Source organism: Saccharopolyspora sp. 6M (assembly GCF_020176775.1).
Lineage (GTDB): Bacteria > Actinomycetota > Actinomycetes > Mycobacteriales > Pseudonocardiaceae > Saccharopolyspora_C > Saccharopolyspora_C gregorii.
The window spans coordinates 1-17,089 of the sequence record NZ_JAIUJZ010000139.1 but is presented as its reverse complement, the minus strand read 5'-3'; the positions used below and the strand labels follow the sequence as shown (position 1 = coordinate 17,089).

General features: G+C 70.4%; 20 protein-coding genes. 9 read left to right on the top strand and 11 right to left on the bottom strand.

Annotated elements, in window-relative coordinates; genetic code table 11:
• Nucleotides 1-14: 14 nt before the first annotated feature.
• Nucleotides 15-653, bottom strand: coding sequence for a hypothetical protein (locus tag LCD31_RS18595; protein ID WP_224959804.1), 639 nt, complete (start codon nucleotides 651-653; stop codon nucleotides 15-17).
• Between the two features lie 114 nt (nucleotides 654-767).
• Here LCD31_RS18595 and LCD31_RS18590 point away from each other — a divergent pair, with 114 nt between their 5' ends.
• From LCD31_RS18590 to LCD31_RS18575, 4 genes are all read left to right on the top strand, one after another.
• Nucleotides 768-1,379 carry a TetR/AcrR family transcriptional regulator gene (locus LCD31_RS18590; protein WP_224959803.1) on the top strand — a complete coding sequence of 204 codons (612 nt, stop codon included), beginning with the start codon at nucleotides 768-770 and terminating at the stop codon, nucleotides 1,377-1,379.
• A gap of 316 nt (nucleotides 1,380-1,695) precedes the next feature.
• Nucleotides 1,696-1,959, top strand: coding sequence for a hypothetical protein (locus LCD31_RS18585; protein WP_224959802.1), 264 nt, complete (start codon nucleotides 1,696-1,698; stop codon nucleotides 1,957-1,959).
• Between the two features lie 27 nt (nucleotides 1,960-1,986).
• The gene (locus LCD31_RS18580; protein ID WP_224959801.1) at nucleotides 1,987-3,693 is read left to right on the top strand and encodes an alpha/beta hydrolase; all 1,707 of its coding nucleotides are present in this window, start codon (nucleotides 1,987-1,989) and stop codon (nucleotides 3,691-3,693) included.
• Nucleotides 3,690-4,007, top strand: coding sequence for a hypothetical protein (locus LCD31_RS18575; protein WP_224959800.1), 318 nt, complete (start codon nucleotides 3,690-3,692; stop codon nucleotides 4,005-4,007). Before LCD31_RS18580 ends, LCD31_RS18575 begins: the two co-directional genes overlap by 4 nt.
• Nucleotides 4,008-4,054: 47 nt before the next feature.
• Here the strand turns inward: LCD31_RS18575 and LCD31_RS18570 are convergent, their stop codons facing one another.
• The 8 genes from LCD31_RS18570 to LCD31_RS18535 form a co-directional block, all read right to left on the bottom strand.
• Nucleotides 4,055-4,795: a DUF4190 domain-containing protein gene (locus LCD31_RS18570; protein ID WP_224959799.1), complete on the bottom strand. Its 741-nt coding sequence runs from the start codon at nucleotides 4,793-4,795 to the stop codon at nucleotides 4,055-4,057.
• 170 nt (nucleotides 4,796-4,965) lie between these two features.
• On the bottom strand, nucleotides 4,966-5,583 hold the full coding sequence (locus LCD31_RS18565) for a hypothetical protein (protein ID WP_224959798.1): 618 nt from the start codon (nucleotides 5,581-5,583) through the stop codon (nucleotides 4,966-4,968).
• On the bottom strand, nucleotides 5,580-6,116 hold the full coding sequence (locus LCD31_RS18560; RefSeq protein ID WP_224959797.1) for a hypothetical protein: 537 nt from the start codon (nucleotides 6,114-6,116) through the stop codon (nucleotides 5,580-5,582). The genes LCD31_RS18565 and LCD31_RS18560 overlap by 4 nt, the downstream gene beginning before the upstream one ends.
• 188 nt (nucleotides 6,117-6,304) lie before the next feature.
• Complete coding sequence (locus LCD31_RS18555; RefSeq protein ID WP_224959795.1) at nucleotides 6,305-6,619, bottom strand: hypothetical protein; 315 nt, start codon at nucleotides 6,617-6,619, stop codon at nucleotides 6,305-6,307.
• Between the two features lie 39 nt (nucleotides 6,620-6,658).
• Complete coding sequence (locus LCD31_RS18550; protein WP_224959793.1) at nucleotides 6,659-7,174, bottom strand: hypothetical protein; 516 nt, start codon at nucleotides 7,172-7,174, stop codon at nucleotides 6,659-6,661.
• Nucleotides 7,175-7,468: 294 nt separating this feature from the next.
• Nucleotides 7,469-7,657, bottom strand: a complete 189-nt coding sequence (locus tag LCD31_RS18545; protein ID WP_224959791.1) for a DUF397 domain-containing protein — start codon at nucleotides 7,655-7,657, stop codon at nucleotides 7,469-7,471.
• An 89-nt stretch (nucleotides 7,658-7,746) separates the two neighbouring features.
• Entirely contained in the window at nucleotides 7,747-7,935 is a 189-nt protein-coding gene (locus LCD31_RS18540; protein ID WP_255614930.1) for a DUF397 domain-containing protein, read from the bottom strand.
• Nucleotides 7,936-7,953: 18 nt separating this feature from the next.
• Nucleotides 7,954-8,811, bottom strand: a complete 858-nt coding sequence (locus tag LCD31_RS18535) for a helix-turn-helix transcriptional regulator (protein WP_224959789.1) — start codon at nucleotides 8,809-8,811, stop codon at nucleotides 7,954-7,956.
• A 119-nt stretch (nucleotides 8,812-8,930) separates the two neighbouring features.
• Between LCD31_RS18535 and LCD31_RS18530 the strand changes: the two genes are divergently transcribed.
• From LCD31_RS18530 to LCD31_RS18515, 4 genes are all read left to right on the top strand, one after another.
• Nucleotides 8,931-9,440 (top strand): hypothetical protein, encoded by a 510-nt coding sequence (locus LCD31_RS18530; protein ID WP_224959787.1) that lies wholly within the window; start codon nucleotides 8,931-8,933, stop codon nucleotides 9,438-9,440.
• On the top strand, nucleotides 9,437-9,658 hold the full coding sequence (locus tag LCD31_RS18525) for a hypothetical protein (RefSeq protein ID WP_224959786.1): 222 nt from the start codon (nucleotides 9,437-9,439) through the stop codon (nucleotides 9,656-9,658). Before LCD31_RS18530 ends, LCD31_RS18525 begins: the two co-directional genes overlap by 4 nt.
• A gap of 331 nt (nucleotides 9,659-9,989) precedes the next feature.
• Nucleotides 9,990-10,619, top strand: coding sequence for a bifunctional 2-polyprenyl-6-hydroxyphenol methylase/3-demethylubiquinol 3-O-methyltransferase UbiG (locus LCD31_RS18520; RefSeq protein WP_224959785.1), 630 nt, complete (start codon nucleotides 9,990-9,992; stop codon nucleotides 10,617-10,619).
• A gap of 369 nt (nucleotides 10,620-10,988) precedes the next feature.
• Nucleotides 10,989-11,729, top strand: coding sequence for a hypothetical protein (locus tag LCD31_RS18515; protein WP_224959784.1), 741 nt, complete (start codon nucleotides 10,989-10,991; stop codon nucleotides 11,727-11,729).
• A gap of 56 nt (nucleotides 11,730-11,785) precedes the next feature.
• On the opposite strand, the gene LCD31_RS18510 is transcribed toward LCD31_RS18515, so the two are convergent.
• Together LCD31_RS18510 and LCD31_RS18505 are read right to left on the bottom strand one after the other, a co-directional pair.
• A complete protein-coding gene (locus LCD31_RS18510; protein ID WP_224959783.1) occupies nucleotides 11,786-13,369 on the bottom strand; it encodes an alpha/beta hydrolase in 1,584 nt (527 codons plus the stop codon).
• A gap of 145 nt (nucleotides 13,370-13,514) precedes the next feature.
• The gene (locus tag LCD31_RS18505) at nucleotides 13,515-14,258 is read right to left on the bottom strand and encodes a 1-acyl-sn-glycerol-3-phosphate acyltransferase (RefSeq protein ID WP_224959824.1); all 744 of its coding nucleotides are present in this window, start codon (nucleotides 14,256-14,258) and stop codon (nucleotides 13,515-13,517) included.
• Nucleotides 14,259-14,494: 236 nt separating this feature from the next.
• Between LCD31_RS18505 and LCD31_RS18500 the strand changes: the two genes are divergently transcribed.
• Complete coding sequence (locus LCD31_RS18500; protein WP_224959782.1) at nucleotides 14,495-16,981, top strand: DNA translocase FtsK; 2,487 nt, start codon at nucleotides 14,495-14,497, stop codon at nucleotides 16,979-16,981.
• Nucleotides 16,982-17,089 lie beyond the last annotated feature (108 nt).

Here is a 17,089-nt window from a genome sequence, read left to right as displayed (position 1 = left end):
GGGCCGTTCGGCCGTCAGCTCCCGGCGCCGTCGAGCAGCCAGTGGTGGCGCATCCGGAGGGCGCGTTCGGTGCTGGCCAGCGCCGCGCCGATGGTGAGGGTGGTGTTGAGCCACAGCGGCAGGTGCAGCGGCGAGGTGAAGATCCCGATGTTCTCGGCGATGGGCGGGATCCGGGAGATCGGTTCGGCGACCTGCAGGACGAGCAGGGCGACGCCGATGACCAGCAGCGCCACCGAGAGGTGGCCGAGCGCGCGGCTCGCGGCGGGGTGGTCGCGGTCGAGCCGGGCCCGGCGCCCTTCGGCGGACCTCGGGTCGGGGACGAGCTGCTGCTCGCCCGCGGCGGTGACGTGGTGGCAGCGCTTGAGACCGGCACGGCTGACCGCGACTTCGATGGTGCCGCCGTCGACGGGGAAGACCGCGGGGAGCTTGGCGACGGCGTGGTGCCTGCCGTCGCGGTACAGGTCCGCCTTGACCTCGCCGGTGGTCTTGTCGCCCCAGAGCCGGACGTCGACGGCGTAGTCCGTGCCCTCGCCGGTGCGCAGGTGGAACAGGGAGCGGCTGAACTGCTGCCACCAGCGGAAGGGATTCAGGGGGCGTCCGTCCCCGCTCTTGACCCGCGCTGCGGCGCGCCGGTGCCGCCATTCCTCGAACATGCCCCGCCCCTTTTCCGTGCAACACGCTGTACTAGAATCTGGAACAGGACGCTAGCACAGCGTGTTGGAAAAGCACCAGCACGGTGTACCAGTACAGTGCGGGTGGAGGTGGACATGGACGACGGGGACGACCCGGTGCTGAGCACCCGGCACCGGATCCTGGTGGCAGCGGCGACGATGCTCGGCGAGGACGCCGCCGCCCGGTTGAGCGTGCGCGCGGTCGCGGCGCGGGCCGGGGTGAGCACGGGTTCGCTGCGGTACCACTTCCCGACCCAGCAGGAACTGCGGGAAGCGGTGCTCGCCGGGATCTACGGCCTGGTGGCCTCCGACGACCCGATCCACGACCGGTCGAGGTCGCCGCGGGACCGGCTGGTCGCCTGCCTGCGGCAGGTGCTCGCGCCCGCCGGGGCGGGGCAGCAGGCGCGGGCGGCCTTCGGGAAGGTCTACGAGGCGTTCATCGCCCCCGAGCCGACCGAGGAGATCAGGCAGGCGCACCTCGGCATGGAACGTGAGGGGCGGCGCCGCACCGAGTACTGGCTGTCGGTCCTGGTGGACGAGGGCGTGCTCCCGGCGGGAGACAACGCGCGGCGCGCGAAGTTCCTGCTGACGGTCCTCAACGGGCTGGCGCTGGAGCGCGCGCTGCCCGCCGGCGACTCGCTGCTCGCCGACGAGACGAACACCCTCCACTTGGCCGTGGACAGCGTGCTGGACCCGCGGAACGCGTGAGCGGCGAACGGGCGGGTAGAACATTCCGGGAGTGAACTGCTCCCGGGATATTCCGAGCAGGAGCCCATTTCGGCGAATATTCCGAATAGGTCAGCCCGATCCTCCGGTCGTGGCCGCTCTCGTTTTCGTTCGCCCGGATCGATGGATTGACGGTCGCGGTGGATCGACCGCGCGTATCGCCGTGTGCTGATCAATTGCTCGATGGCGTCAACGGTATCGGCTGATCGTGTGGTGAGTAGATATCCGCTATTGCTGGATCCGCCGCTTCGCTACCTTCGATCTCGAAGGCTCTCCGGCTGGTTGAGGAGCGCGCGACATGGGATTTCGAGTCGACCCGGACGTGATCGGCCGATTGGCGTTCGGCCTGCACGGCTCCACCGCGGGAATGGCGATATCGAGTCCGCCGCCGGAGGTGGACGCGGGTCCGTCCTCCGCGGCGGTGACCGCGCTGATCGCAGAGCTCGTCCGTGCCGCGGCCGGAGCGCTGGAGATCACGGAGCGCGCCTCGGCGGAGCTGCACGCGAACGGTTCCACCTACGCCGCCGTCGATGCGGACAACGAGCGGTTCTTCCACCGCTGAGTATTCGAGCGATCGTTCGGGGGAACGATGAGCCTCACCATCTTCACCGCAGGTGACCCGGAATCACTTCGTCGGCTGGCGGAATCGATGGGGCGGTACGCGGCCGGTGTCGACGATGTCGCCGCCGGGTGGTTCCGGACCCGTTCGGAATCCGAATCGGAATGGGAGGGGACCGCATCGGAGGCTTTTCGCTCCGCCGCGACCCGCAACGGGCGGGACATCGTCGAACTGGCCGAGATCTGCGCGAACCTGTCGCGCGTGTTGCACGTCTTCGCCGATGATCTCGACACGGTCAGAGCGCGGATGCGGCAGGCGGAGGGGATCGCGCACGAGGCCGGGCTGCTCGTGCTGAACGCGACGATCCACCCGCCGCACTCGTCGGCCGGGCTTCCGGAGCCGAGCCTGCCGGGCACCTCGCCGCCCGCGGACCCGCGCAAGCAGGCGGCCTACGCGGAAGCCGGCCAGACCGTCGCCGACGCGCGCGGCCTGGAAGCCACCGCCCACGAGAGGCTGCTGGCGGGCCTCCGTGCGAACAGCGCAGGGCTGGAAGCCATCGGCTTGCACGCGGAGTGGGGCCGAGCGGCGGCGACGGCGACCAGCCCGGCGGCGATCGGCCTCGCGGGGATGGCGATGGCACTGGACGAGTGGGCGGCGGGAGCCACCCGCGCGCTGTTCGAGAAGGCGGTGCTCGGTGGTCCGCACGCGGTGCACGGGATGTGGTCGGCGCTGACCTCCGCCCAGCGCGCCGATCTGCTCGACCGCTTCCCGCAGCTGGTCGGACGCACCGACGGAGTTCCGGTGGCGGTGCGGGATTCGGCGAACCGGGCGTTGCTCGCCGGGCAACGAGCTGATCTGCTCGGCAAGATGGGCGAGTTGCGGGCGCTGGTCGAGACGACGCGGTCCGCGCCCGGCGGCAGGTCCGCCGCGCAACTCGCGCGAATCCGGGAACTGCGGGAGACAGTGCACTTCCTCGACATGATCGACGACCGGTTGACGGGACCACCGGAGAAGTACCTGCTGGGCGTCGACACCACCGCGCACGGCCGAGGAACGTTGATCATCGCCGGCGGGAACCCGGACACCGCCCGGCACGTCGTCACGAGCGTTCCCGGGACCTACTCGGATCTCGATGGGGCGAAGGACGTCCTGGAACGTGATGAACGCCTGCGCCTGCTGGCCGAACGGCACGCGGGCGGTGAACCGGTGGCCGCGGTGACCTGGGTGGGATACGAATCGCCGGACGACTTTCCCTCCGCCGCGCAGGACGGGTTCGCGGTCGAGGCGAAGGGTGAGCTGGCCCGGTTCCAGGAGGGCCTGCGCGCCACGCACGGGGGGGAACCCAGCCACAACACCGTGCTCGGGCATTCCTACGGCTCGACGGTGGTCGGTTACGCGGCGCGGGACCACGGGATGGCGACCGACGAGATCGTGTTCCTCGGTTCGCCGGGCGTCGGCGTGGAACACGCGCGGGAACTCGGCGTGCCGCCCGAGCACGTCTGGTCCGGGACATCGGGCGATGACGTGATCGATCACGCGACGCCGTCGTTGGAACCGCGGGACTTCTTCGACGGCGAGGACGACCACTGGTTCGGGATGAACCCGTCGGATCCGCACTTCGGCGCGCGGTCGCTGGAGACCGATCCGGACGGAGGGCACACGGACTACTGGGACAGGCGGACGTCGCTCGAATCAATGGCTCGCGTCGTCGCGGGTGTGGAGAAGGGACATCCGTGAGGACCACGAGAGCGCAGCGGTTGCGGATCCTCGGCGTGGTGTTCGGGCACGTGGCCGGCTGGGCGCTGTTCGCGCTGGGCGTCGCGGCGTGGTGCGTGGTCTTCCCGGCCACCGTGCGCGGATTCGGCGACAGCGAGGTCGAGCGGAACCTGTTGACCTTCTGGGTGTTGATCTACGCGGTGTTGGCGGGAGCGGGCGCGGCGGTGCTGATCGGGGTCCTCACGTGGCGGCGGGTGCTCGCGCGGATCGTGCTCGGTGTCTGGGCCGTGCTCTTGTGCGCCGCCGTGCTCGGAGTGGTGTTCGGCGGCCGGTGATCACCCCGCCCCCGGGGGAAGCAGGGCGAGGTGATCGGTGGTCCGGCTCAGAACTCGCCGTGGAAGTAGGCGGTGTCCGCGGCGAAGTGGCTGGGCGCGACGGAGATCCGCAGGTCGCCCTGCTCCGGCGCGACGTCGAAGATCCGGGTGATGGTGAGGGTCTCGCCGGGCGGGATCTCGGCGTTGACGAACGGCCGGTCTTCCAGCGAGTACTGGGCGGGCCGCCCGGCGTGGGTGGCGGTGATGTCCCAGGACAGCGGGTTGATCTCGCCGCTCGTGCCGTTGGTGATGGTCAGGTCGACCGCGACGGCGCGGGTGCCGGAGTCGTGCAGGTACGGGTTGCCCTGGTGTTCCTCCGGTTCGGCGACCTGCACCGATTCGCCGCCGCGCCAGGTGTGGGTCTGGCCGAAGCCGAGCTCGATGACCTCCGCCCCGGAGTCGTCGGCGGCCGGAACGGCGTCCTGCTGCGCCGAGACGCCCGCGGATTCGGACTGCCGCGCGACCTCGTTCGCGGCGGAGCCGAACAGGCCGACCCAGGCGAAGCACACCAGCAGCCCGATCGCGGCGAGCACGGTGCCGGTGATCGCCATGCCCTGGTTGTTCGCCAGGCCGTTGCGCGCCCGGATGATGCCGATGACGCCGAACACCAGCCCGAGGATGCTCAGCGGCCAGGCGACCAGGCCGATGATCGGGATGAACGAGAACAGCAGGGCGAGCAGGCCGAGCACGAATCCGGCGGTGCCGAGACCGTTCTTCGGGGTCGTCGGCGGCGGGACCACTGCGGACATGGGTTTCCTCCGGGGAGAGCTGGAACGAGATGGCGTCGGCGCACAAGCCGGAACGTCGAGTCCGCAAGATCGTTCCAACGGGAGCGCGCGGTGTCCGCGCTTTCGCCCCGGTCCACTCTTAGGTGTGATCTCCCTGGAGGTGCCGCCCGATTCCTGCTAGAGGCGGGAGTTCAGCGCAGTTCCAGCAGGTCCAGGGCGCGGCCGGTGGCGGTGGCGGGGCCCCGGTGCACGGAGTGCGCGATCCCGTTGTAGACGAGGTCCCACAGCGCGCGTTTGCGCTGGATCCGGTGCAGCGGAGCGCGGGCGGAGCCGCCGTACCCGTCGGTGAGCACGAGCCACGGCTCGGCGGCGTCCCCCGGTCGCTCGATGGCGATCGTTTTCAGCTTGTACAGCTTGACGTAGCTCCTGGTGCTGCTCGCGAACCAGTCGGCTCCGGCCGAATACCCCTCGCTGCGGCCGCGGAGGTAGAACGGGACGGCCGCGGCGGCGGCTATCGCCCACAACCACCAGGTCCGCGCCCACTCGAATCCCCAGTCGAGCCAGCAGTAGCGGAGCACGCCGAGCCCGCTCACGAACAGGCCGGCTTTGAGCAGGCCGGTGTCCAGTCCGTGGCACCACTCCAAGATCGGCCCTTCGCCCGGCGGTGCGGGTGGGAAGCGCGCGAAGGCCCGTCGAGTGCGTCCCTCGCTCCGCCAGGTGACGAGCACCGGCGCCCGTGGTGGGCGCGGCAGTCCGGTGATCGGGTCGGGTTTCCGGGCGGGCGAGTGCGGCCGGGCGTGTTCGGTCAACGGAGCTGGAGCTTGTCGAGGGCTAGCTCGTTTGCGGTGGCCGTGCCGCTGTTCACCGAGTGGACGATGCCGTTGTACACGAGGTCCCAGAGGGCGCGGTTGCGCTGCACCTCACGCAGCTTGGCTCCGGTGAAGCCGCCGTTTCGGTCGGTGAGTTCGAGGACCCATGCGTCCACGCCAGCGGGGTTCGTAACGGTGACCTTCGTCAGCTCGTAGAGCTGCACATGACGTTTGCGGCTCGTCGCGAACCAGTCGGCTCCGGCTGAAAAGCCTCCGTTCCGACTGTAGAGGTAGAAGATCGGGACAGGCGCGAGGACGAATGCCCACAGGCCCCAGGTGGTGATCCAGTCGAATCCCCAGTCCTTCAACGACAAGAATGCCGCGATCAGGAAGGCGACGAAAATCCCGGACTTGATGCCGTTCGAGTTCGACTCCTGGAACCATTCGAGAACCGGGCCCGAACCGGGTGGGGCGGACGGGAAGCGCGCCCGTGCCGAGTCTCGTTCTCCCGGCTGTTGCGGGCTGATCACCACGGGTGCGCGAGGTGGCCGAGGGTTCCCGGTCGTCGCGTCCGGTCGTGGTGCTGCTTGTCGCACTGCTGGTTTCCTTCCTGGGACGGGAGAAGGGAGGGCGTCCGCGACGAGGATGCTCTTGCCGAGCTTGGTCGATCGTTCGCGTGGCTGGTGTTCCAGCCGGCCTGGTTCTGCTGCGTACTACGTGGTTAGCCGATCGCGTAGGTCATCAGCGAGACGGCGAGCATGATTCCGGTCAGCCTGAGCAGGATCCAGAGCGTCCGGCGGAGCCAGCTGGCGATGGCGATCGAGACCAGGAGCAAGCCCGCCAGCCACGGCACGATCCACAGTGCGAAGAAGATACCGATGATCTGTTGGTTCGTCGCGCCGGGGCCGGACGCGTCGGCGCTGAACCCGGTAAGCGACGCGCCCGAGTAGGGAAACCAGCCGACAAGGCTGAAAGTCATAAAAACCACCGACGACGATGCCCGTGCTTCGCAGTGGTGTGACGGTGACGTGGTCACCGGCTTGATGGGCGGGCGAGTGCGGCCGGGCGTGTTCGGTCAACGGAGCTGGAGCTTGTCGAGGGCTAGCTCGTTCGCAGTGGCGGTGCCGCTGTTCACCGAGTGCACGATGCCGTTGTACACGAGGTCCCAGAAAGCGCGGTTGCGCTGGAGCTGGCGTAGGGGCGCGCCGACACATCTGTCGTCGGCGTCGGTCAGCTCGATGCCGATGGATTGGCCACCGGCTTGGTATTCAACAGTGATTTTCTTGAGCTCGTACAGCTTGACGTAGTGCTTCTGGTCCGTGGCAAGCCAGTCAGCACCCGCGGAGTACCCACTGCGGCGGCCGAGGAAGTGGAACACTATCGGCGGCCAGATCACGAACAGCCACAGCCACCACGTGCTCATCCAGGAGAATCCCGAATCGAGCAAGCACAGGAAGATCGCGATGAACATGCCTAGAACGACCCCGCCGACGAGGTGATCGGCGTCTTCGGCTTGGTACCACTCCAACAGCGGCCCTTCGCCCTCCGGCGCGGGTGGGAACTCGGCCTTGTCCTCATGGGTTTTTCCCACCGTCTTCCACGTTGTGATCACAGGGGCGCGCGGCGGCCGTGGCTCACCTGACATCGTGTCGGGCCTCGGGGCCGCCTTCGGCACGTCGCGTCCGCCTTCGTGGTGGTGTGTTCGGCAGGCAGGAACCCCGGTGCCTGCTGTTGATCCTCATCGTCGGGCGGCCCCGCTCTCGGGACTGCCGGAGCTTGGTAGAGCGGGAAACCGCTCAACGCTTGAACGGAGCAGTCGTGGGGTGGGGAAGCGGGCCGTCCCGCCGTGTGGGTGGTGGGACGGCCCGCGGGTCTTCCGGGGTGGTCAGGCCTTGAGGGTGCGGAGGAAGGCCGACCAGGTGGTGCTGGTGAAGATCAGGGTTCCGCCGTCGCGGTCCTTGGTGTCGCGGACGCCGGTGCTGCCGGAAGTCAGGGCTACTTCAACACATTCGTTCTGCGAATTGCTATAGCTGCTCTTGAACCAGGTGGCACCGATGAGGTTTCGCTCGGGCATGCCTGCCTCTCGTTCAACGGGAGTTCGACGTGTCGGGGTTGCGGGCCGTCCGTCCTTCCGGGGGGCGAGCGGCCCGCGTCGCCCGGAGGTCAGTCCTTCAGCGTGCTGAGGAAGGTCGACCAGGTGGTGCTGGTGAAGGTGAGGGTTCCGCCGTCGCGGTCCTTGGTGTCGCGGACCCCGGCACCGCCCGGGACTAAGGCGACCTCGACGCATTCGTTCTGCGTCTTGCTGTAGCTGCTCTTGAACCAGGCGGCACCGGACAGGTCGTGAGCGATCATGGTGGGGCCTCTCGTCGGCTACGAGTACTGCTTGCCCACCGATCGTATGAGATCTTGAGACTCCCTCGGGCCGAGCGCGGCGGCCTGGAGATGGCTCCACAACCGGTCGTACTGCGAGACCGCATCCTTGGCGTCGAGGTATCGAGCATCGTCGAAGCACTCGACGTAGACGAACTCCAGGGACGACGAGATCCCTGATGCGGGAATCTGGAGCATGGTGAAGTCGTACGAGATCCCGCCCACGGGCGTTGCCGCTTCGAACGGCATGACCTGAAGATCCACGTTCGGTTGCATCGCGATCTTCACCAAGTGTTCCAGCTGATCCCGCATGACGGCGGCAGAACCGATCTGTCGTCTGATGCAGGACTCGGACAGGATGAACGCCAGGGTGGGCGGCTGAGGCTTGCTCAAGATCGCTTGACGCTCTTGTCGTGCCAAGGTACCTGCGTCGACGCTTTCCTCGTCTTCCCGGATGGACTTCGTGTCCAACGCCCGGATGTAGCCCTCGGTCTGGAGGAGTCCCGGCACGATCTCGGTCTGCGCGTGCCGAATGCTCTCCGCGTCCGTCTCCAGGTCGACGTACATCCGGAACCATTCCGGGAACACCGCCCGGTATCCGGTCCAGCGGCCGCGGGTGCTGCGGGTGCGGGCGAGCTCGAACATCCACTGCATGTCGGCGGGGTCCACGCCGTAGAACTCCAGCAGCAGCTTGAGATCGCCCTTGGTGATGCCGCCCTGGCCGAGTTCCAGCCGGGAGATCTTGCTGTGTGCGCAGTCGAGTTCCTTCGCGGCTTCGTGCTGCTCGAAACCGGCCTTCTGCCGTGCGTGGCGCAGCTCGTTGCCGAGCTGGAGCCGGCGCACCGTCGGTGTCGCCATCCCGCCTCCGTCGTGATCTTCATGGGCCTGATCAGTCTCCCGCGATCAGCAATCACAGCGGAACTACACGATCAGGCGACTAGCTAAACCGCATTTGCGGAAATAGCTTTGCGCCATCGTTGATCGACAAGGGGGTACGGATCTCCTCGACGCAAGGCCCGCTCGTGCTGGTGCTCATGGGCGCCACCGCCGCGGCGCCGTGGGCGGCGCTCGCGCTCGAATCGCGCACCGTCCGCGCGAAGCTCGCCCGCCGCAAGGCCCGGCGCACCCTGCGTGCCGCCGGATTCCGCACCGCAGCGGGAAGAACCGCGTCGATCACCGAACTCCCGGTGGGCCGCGCACCGGCGCGACCGGGCTCGATCGGCAGCGGGGGCGCGTTCCCGGCCGAGGGCGCGGCCGTCCGGGATGTGGCCACCGGCAGGGGTGCGGTCGTCCGGCGGAACTCGGCCATCGGGCGGCGTTCGGCGCTCGGACGCGCCGGCGCGGTCACGCCGCTGTTCTCCTCCACAGTGGACGGAGACGTTCCGGGTGCCCGCACCGTCCCCGCCGTCGCCCCGCCCGAGGACGTCTTCGTCAGCGTCGGCGCCGTCGTCGCGCTCCCCGACGAACCACCGGGACTCGCCGCGTGAGCCACGAACACCAGCCCGAACGCCACTTCTGGCTGCCCGTCCCGGATTCCGGCGACCTCGTGCGGCACGCGTTCCGCGGCAGGCGCTGGGAGAACCAGCCCGCCGAGGACTCGGTGTGCGGACGGCGGCTCGCGATGGCCCAGCCCTGCGAACTCGACTGGTGCCGCGCGCCCACCTGCCCCGACTGCAACGACACCCTGAAGAACGAGCGGCCCTGACCGCTCCCGCGAGACTCCCGGGGCGAGGTTCCCCTCTCCGACCCCTCGTCCCGGGAAGCCCGGCCGGTGCGGCGACCTCCCCGACAGCCCACCGGCCGGGCCCCCAGGTGAATGGCCCTTCCGCCCAGTCCTGGTAGGCGAATGGGTCACTCACCTGGCCGGGTCTCCGCGAATGCCCGACTCGCCCAGTCCCGGCGAGTGGGTCACTCACCTGGCGGGCCGCCGGGGACGCGAGGGCCCTTCGCGGTGGGGATTTTGCCGGAGCGGCAAGGTTCCGTGCGGATGACGCACTCCCGCGGTGAGACTGGCGCTCACCGACGAAAGGGCACCGATGAGCAGCACCGAAGCGCACGCGTTCTGGGACGACGTGCACGCCGCGCGACCCGAGCAGCGGCAGCCGACGCCGAACCTCCGGCTCACCGAGATCGTCCCCGGGCAGGCACCCGGCGATGCGCTGGAACTCGGTTGCGGCGGGGGCGGCGACGCGCTGTGGCTCGCCGAGCAGGGCTGGCGGGTCACCGCCGTGGACATCTCGGCCGTCGCCGCCGACCGGCTCACCGCGTTGGCGAACGCGCGCGGGCTCGGCGACCGGATCACCGCCGCTCGGCACGACCTCGGCGCCGGATTGCCTGCGGGCGAGTTCGACCTGGTCTGCGCGCACTACCTGCACACCCCGTTCGATCTCGACCGGGCGAGCGTGCTGCGCGCCGCCGCGCACGCGCTGCGCCCCGGCGGGCGGCTGGTGGTCGTCGACCACGGATCGATCGCGCCGTGGTCCTGGGACCAGAACCCGGACCTGCGCCACCCGCCGCCGCAGGAGGTCGCCGCCGATCTCGCCCTCGACCCGCGGACCTGGGCGGTCGAGCGCGCCGACTCGCCGCGGCGCACCGCCACCGGGCCGGACGGCAGCACCGCCGAACTCACCGACCACGTGCTGGTCATCCGCCGCGCCGACGGCTGAACCGGGCAGGGGGCACCCATGTCGGGGGGCGTCCTCGCGAGGGAACCGCGGAGAACCCGCGGGTGGTCGGGTTGATCGGGTGGTCGTCGGCTCAGCGGTTCCGCCGCTGACGAGGCGCGGACACGACCCGCGGCTCAACTTCCACGACGGGCGGCGAGCGCGGAGCAGCGCACTGGGCCGAACGCGGCGGAACCGATCCGCCGCACAGCCCCGTGCGCTGCTCTTTTCGTGTCATGACGGGGAAAAGTGGTGATCTCCGCAGCCCGCCCCGGAACAGTGAGCGCCGCGCTCCCGCGAGCACCGAGCGGGAGCACCGGATCTCGCCGACGCCGCCCGGAGATCCAGCGAGCGGCACACCGAGGGGTGCTCATGTTCCGACCCGGCAGGGCGCTGCCCGCACTCGCGGCAGCCGGACTGCTCGCCGCCACCGCGTGCGGCGACGTCGACGTTCCACCGCGCGAGCGGGACGGACTGCTGCTGCGGATCCGCACCGAACCGCCCGGACCCGGCAGCACGTCCGTCCCCGACTACAGCCTCTACGGCGACGGCACCGTGATCACACCGGGCGAACCGGTCGGATCGCTGCGCCCCTTCGCGGTCACCCGCCTCCGCGACACCGAGGTGGACCAGCGGTACCGGGCCGCGCACGAAGCGGGCCTCGCCGCCGACGAGACGCACGGCGACGCCGCCGTCCCCGGCGCCACCAGCATCCGCGTCGACCTCCGCTCCGGCGGCGAGGAACACCGCACCGAACTGGTCTTCACCGACCGGCCCGCCGGGCCACCGGAGCTCGTCGACTTCGTGCAGCGGCTCCGCACCGCGCCGCCCGCCGGCGCCGAACCGGCCGCGGACCGGATGGCCGTCATCGCCCACGACGCCGACAGCGCGCCGGGCGGGCGACCGTGGCCGTTCCCGTCCCCGGTGGCCGGATCGCGGGTGCCCGGCGGTCGCTGCACCGTGCTCACCGGTGGCGACGCGGCCACCGCCGCGACCTGGGCGCGCGAGACCGATCCCGGCACGCGGTGGGGGAGCGGCGGCGTCGGCTTCCGGCTGGTGTTCCGGCCGCTGCTGCCCGACGAAACCGGCTGCGCCGACCTCGACCCGCGCTGACCCGAACGCGGACGCGCCCTCCGTCCGGTGTGGACGGAGGGCGCGCGGTCACCGGATCAGCGCCAGTGGCGCAAGGCGTCCTGCAGGATCCGCGGCTGCTCCGGGCGCTCCGGGGCGATCGTCTCCGCACCCTCCGGCGTCGGCTGCGGCAGCGGTTCGCAGGTGACGTCCGGGCCCGCGCCGGGCTTGCGCTCCGGGAGCGCACCGGTGGTCAGGTACTCGGCGATGCGGTCGTCCACGCAGGCGTTGCCGGACAGCGAACCCGAATGCGTCGTGCCACCCGGCAGGCTGATCAAGCTCGCGCCGGGGAAGCGCTTCCGGGCCTCCAGCGCGCCGGGGAACGGGGTCGCCGCGTCCAGTTCCTCGCTGATCAGCAGCGCGCTGTCGACCTCCCCGCCGTCCACGTCCACCGGCTTCCCGGCGGGCGCGGGCCAGTTCCGGCAGGAGGCGTTGTACCAGGCGTTCGCCCACGTCTCGAACGGCGCCTGCGCGTGCGTCACCCAGTTGTCCGCGCGCCAGCGGCCCCACTCCCGCGGCCACTGCACGTCGGTGCACTGCACCGCGTTGTACACCGCGAAACCGTTGTCGTCGCCGGGAGTGTTGCTCGCGTCGTAGATGTCCACCAGCGGCTGCCATTCGCCGCGGTGCACCCAGCCCGCGAACGCCTTCGCCCGCTTGTCCCAGCCGGTCTGCCCGTAGCCCGCCGCCAGGAACAGGTCCGTCCACTCCGAGGAACCGATCTCCCCGCCCGCGGGCTGCGCCTCCAGCTTCGCGCGCTGCTCGTAGAACAGCCGCTCCACCTGATCACCCGTGGTGCCCAGGTGGTACACCGAGTCGTAGCGGGCCACCCAGTCGAAGAAGATGCCGATGTTGCGGTCGAACGCCACGTCCTGGTTCAGGTTCGCCCGGTACCAGACGTCCTCCGCGTTCACCACGCCGTCCAGCACCACGCGGCGCAACCGCTCCGGGTGCAGCGTGCCGTACACCTGCGCCAGGTAGGTGCCGTAGGAGAAGCCGTAGTAGTTCAGCCGCTCCTGGCCGAGCGCCTTGCGGATGCTCTCCATGTCCTCGACGGAATCCGTCGTGCGCATGTGGTCCAGCAGCTCGCCGCCGGTGTTCCCGCACGCCGCCGCGTAACCGTCGGTGCGGGACAACCACTCCCGCTCCTTCTCCGGCGTCGTCGGCAGGTAGTCCGGCCGGTTGTGCGCGAAGTAGTCCGGGTCGCAGGACAGCGCCGGAACGCTCGACCCGACCCCGCGCGGATCGAAACCGACCCAGTCGTAGGCCGCGCCCGCCCCGTGCGGCACCGACTCGCCCAAGCCCGCCAGGTACAGGCCGGAACCACCGGGTCCGCCCGGGTTCAGCAGCATCACGCCCTGGTACTGGTCCTCGGGCACGGTGTGCTTCACCCGGGACACCGCCAGCGAGATGTGCTCCCCGCCGGGATTCGCGTAATCCAGCGGAACGTCGAGCATCCCGCATTCCGCGCCGGCCTCCTGCAAGGACTCGTCCTCGCACGGTCCCCAGGAAACGGGTGCGGGTTCGAAAGGGGGATTCGGTGCGGCGGAAGCCGCCGGTGCGCACAGCAGGCTCGCGGCCAGCAGGCCGGTCACCGCGGTCGCGGTCGCTGATTTCTGCACTTCGGTCCTCGATGTCCGTTTCCGGCGTCCGCTGCGGATCGCCGATCGGGCCAGTCTGCTCAGCGGACTCGCATTCCACCAGCGGTTTCCCGTATCCGCACGATTGCGTCCATTCCCAGTTGAACGGAATTCGGTGGGGAAGGGCTCACGGCCGCCAGGGGCTGCGCTGGTCGGTGATCGGGCGGGTGGGGTCCTCGTGGCTCGGGACGTCCGGCTCGTCCGCGCGCAGCGGGACCAGGCCCGCGGTGATCGCGCGCATGATGCGGTCGCGGGCGCGGCGGGCGTCACCGGGCCGGTGCGCGGACAGGTCGCTCAGGTCCACCGGGTCGCCGAAGTGCACCCGCAGCACCGGGCGCCGCCGGATCGCCGCGAACCAGGAGGACAGCAGCACCCGCACGTCCCGGAAGCCCTCGATGCGCAGCATCCCGTAGCACATCGCCTCGTGCGCACCCCACTGGCTGACCGGGATCACCGGTGCCGTCGAAGCCAGCGCCATCCGCGCCACACCGGTCTTGCCGCGCTCCGGCCACAGACCGGGCTCCAGGCTCAACCGGCCCTCCGGGTACACCAGCACCGGCCGCGGGTCCTCCTCCAAGGAGCGCACCACGTCGTCCAGCGCCTCCGCCGCGTTCGCCTTGCCGCGGTTCGCGCGGAGGTGCCCGCAGCGCCGCAGCACCGGACCCAGCACCGGCGCGTCGAACAGGCCGCCCGTCGCCAGGAACCGCAGCGCCAGCCGCCTGCGCCCGCACGCCGCCATCAGCACCAGCGCGTCGATGTTGCCGATGTGGTTCGCCGCCAGCAGCAGCGGCCCGCCGCGCAGCTCGTCCGGCACGTCGCCCGTGACCCGCAGGCGACCCGTCAGCAGGATCAGCGCCCGGTCGATCCGCAGCAGCACCCGCCACAGCAGGGGTGCCTGCGCGAACGAGCGCGCCCGGGACCGCGGGGACGCGCGCGGGGCACGAGGACTCGGCTCCAGAGGGCCAACGGGCTGGGCGACCATGACGACAGAGGATCGCACAAGCACCACCGGCACGAGCGCGGGACGTGAACATCCGAGGCAGATCGCCCGCGTGACCCCTGTGCCGCTTGTGACGCGAGGGGCACCGTCGAGATAACGTGAGACCCATGGCGGGCCGGACCACGAGCGGTGCCCAGCGCAAGAACCAGTCACAACAAGGTTCGAGGAGCCGGGCCCAGAGCTCACGACGAAGCTCAAGCGGCACCACGGGTGCGAAGAGCCGCAAGACCACCTCCGGCGGAGGCGGGCGCGGCTCCACCCACGCGCCGCGCCGCGCCCCGGCGAAGAAGAGCACCCAGCCCCGGGTCGGCGGTGTGCTCAGCCGCGCCAAGGACATCGATCCGGCGCACGGCCGGACCGGGCTCGCGATCATCGCGCTCGCCGCCGCCGTCATCACCGCCGCCGGGATCTGGTGGCACGCGGGCGGACCCGTCGGGCAGTGGCTCGACTGGGGGCTGCGCTTCGTCATCGGTGACGCCGTGCTGGTGCTCCCGGTCGTCGTCGCCGGTGTCGCGGTGTTCTTCGCGAGCACCGACCACAACCCGGAGGCGCGGCCGCGCGTCGTGCTCGGGTCCGTGCTGCTCGGCTGGAGCGCGCTCGGCGTGCTGCACATCGCCGAAGCCGCGCCCGGCGACTGGCTGGTCTGGCCGGAGGCCGGGGGAGTGCTCGGGTTCCTCGCGGGCGGGCCGCTCGCGCAGGGCCTCACCGGCTGGGTCGCGGTGCCCGTGCTGGTGCTCGTCGGCCTGTTCGGGCTGATGCTGCTCACCGACACCACGCTCGCCACCGTCCGCACCAAGCTGCTCGGCAGGCCCGTCGAGGACGGCGAACCGCTCACCGAAGAGGTCCAGCCGGAGACGGTGAAGCTGCGCCGCCCCTCCCGCCGCCGCCAGAGCTCCACGCCCGTCGACGACGAGGACACCGCCGCCGCCCCGAAGAAGGGCAAGGGCGGGACGAAGAAGATGGAGCAGCTGTCCCTCGACGACGTGCCCGAGGAAGCGCCCACGAAACCGCGCGGCAAGAAGGCCGCCGAAGTCCCCGCCGCCGCCGAAGCACCCGAAGAGCCGCCCGCCGACAACGGCAAGCTCACCATCAGCCGCGCCGTCGAAGGCGACTACAAGCTGCCGCCGCTGGACGCGCTCACCGGCGGCGACGCGCCCAAGACCCGCAGCAAGGCCAACGACTCCATGATCGAGGCCATCACCGCGGTCCTGGAGCAGTTCAACATCGACGCGCAGGTCACCGGCTTCGTCCGCGGGCCCACCGTCACCCGCTACGAGGTCGAGCTCGGGCCCGGCGTGAAGGTCGAGAAGATCACCGCGCTGACCAAGAACATCGCCTACGCCGCCGCCACCGACAACGTGCGGCTGCTCGCGCCCATCCCCGGCAAGTCCGCCGTCGGCATCGAGGTGCCCAACAGCGACCGGGAGATGGTGCGGCTCGGCGACGTGCTGCGCTCCACCACCGCCTCCGGCGACCAGCACCCGCTGGTGATGGGCCTCGGCAAGGACATCGAAGGCCACATGGTCACCGCGAACCTGGCCAAGATGCCGCACCTGCTGTGCGCGGGCTCCACCGGCTCCGGCAAGTCCAGCTTCGTCAACTCGATGCTGGTGTCGCTGCTGGCGCGGGCCACGCCGCAAGAGGTCCGGATGATCCTCATCGACCCGAAGATGGTCGAGCTCACCCCCTACGAGGGCATCCCGCACCTGATCACGCCCATCATCACCCAGCCGAAGAAGGCCGCGGCCGCGCTCGGCTGGCTGGTGGACGAGATGGAACAGCGCTACCAGGACATGCAGGCCAACCGGGTGCGCCACATCGACGATTTCAACGCGAAGGTCCGCTCCGGCGACATCACCGCCCCGCCCGGCAGCGAACGCGAATACCGGCCGTACCCGTACATCCTCGCCATCGTCGACGAGCTCGCCGACCTGATGATGACCGCGCCGCGCGACGTGGAGGACGCGATCGTGCGGATCACGCAGAAGGCGCGCGCCGCGGGCATCCACCTGGTGCTGGCCACCCAGCGGCCCTCGGTGGACGTCGTCACCGGCCTGATCAAGACGAACGTGCCCTCGCGGCTCGCGTTCGCCACGTCCTCGCTCACCGACTCGCGGGTCATCCTCGACCAGCCCGGCGCGGAGAAGCTGATCGGCATGGGCGACGCGCTGTACCTGCCGATGGGCGCCGGACGGCCGCAGCGCGTGCAGGGCTCCTTCGTCAGCGACGAGGAGATCCACCGCGTCGTCTCCTACACCAAGGAGCAGGCCGAACCGGACTACACCGACGGCGTCACCGCCGCGAAGCCGGGCGAGCAGAAGGAGGTCGACTCCGACATCGGCGACGACCTCGACGTGCTGCTGCAGGCGACGGAACTCGTCGTCACCAGCCAGTTCGGGTCCACCTCCATGCTGCAGCGCAAGCTGCGCGTCGGGTTCGCCAAGGCCGGGCGGCTCATGGACCTGCTCGAATCGCGCAACGTCGTCGGGCCGTCCGAGGGGTCGAAGGCGCGCGACGTGCTCGTGAAACCCGACGAACTCGAAAACGCGCTGTACTCGATTCGTGGCGGACCGCCACCGGATTCCGAGGAGTGAGCGACGGGGCCCCCCCATTTACGGCGGGGCCCGCGGGGTGCCCCGGGGGGGATGGCCGGGCGCATTGGGGCCCCCGGGGGGGTTGTGAAGGCCCCCCCACCCCGGGGG

Excerpts from the sequence above, each read along its gene's own strand:
- LCD31_RS18595 (WP_224959804.1), bottom strand. The coding sequence starts at position 653 with ATGTTCGAGGAATGGCGGCACCGGCGCGCCGCAGCGCGGGTCAAGAGC.
- LCD31_RS18590 (WP_224959803.1), top strand. The coding sequence starts at position 768 with ATGGACGACGGGGACGACCCGGTGCTGAGCACCCGGCACCGGATCCTG.
- LCD31_RS18585 (WP_224959802.1), top strand. The coding sequence starts at position 1,696 with ATGGGATTTCGAGTCGACCCGGACGTGATCGGCCGATTGGCGTTCGGC.
- LCD31_RS18580 (WP_224959801.1), top strand. The coding sequence starts at position 1,987 with ATGAGCCTCACCATCTTCACCGCAGGTGACCCGGAATCACTTCGTCGG.
- LCD31_RS18570 (WP_224959799.1), bottom strand. The coding sequence starts at position 4,795 with ATGTCCGCAGTGGTCCCGCCGCCGACGACCCCGAAGAACGGTCTCGGC.
- LCD31_RS18545 (WP_224959791.1), bottom strand. The coding sequence starts at position 7,657 with ATGCCCGAGCGAAACCTCATCGGTGCCACCTGGTTCAAGAGCAGCTAT.
- LCD31_RS18540 (WP_255614930.1), bottom strand. The coding sequence starts at position 7,935 with ATGATCGCTCACGACCTGTCCGGTGCCGCCTGGTTCAAGAGCAGCTAC.
- LCD31_RS18535 (WP_224959789.1), bottom strand. The coding sequence starts at position 8,811 with ATGGCGACACCGACGGTGCGCCGGCTCCAGCTCGGCAACGAGCTGCGC.
- LCD31_RS18520 (WP_224959785.1), top strand. The coding sequence starts at position 9,990 with ATGAGCAGCACCGAAGCGCACGCGTTCTGGGACGACGTGCACGCCGCG.
- LCD31_RS18515 (WP_224959784.1), top strand. The coding sequence starts at position 10,989 with ATGTTCCGACCCGGCAGGGCGCTGCCCGCACTCGCGGCAGCCGGACTG.
- LCD31_RS18500 (WP_224959782.1), top strand. The coding sequence starts at position 14,495 with ATGGCGGGCCGGACCACGAGCGGTGCCCAGCGCAAGAACCAGTCACAA.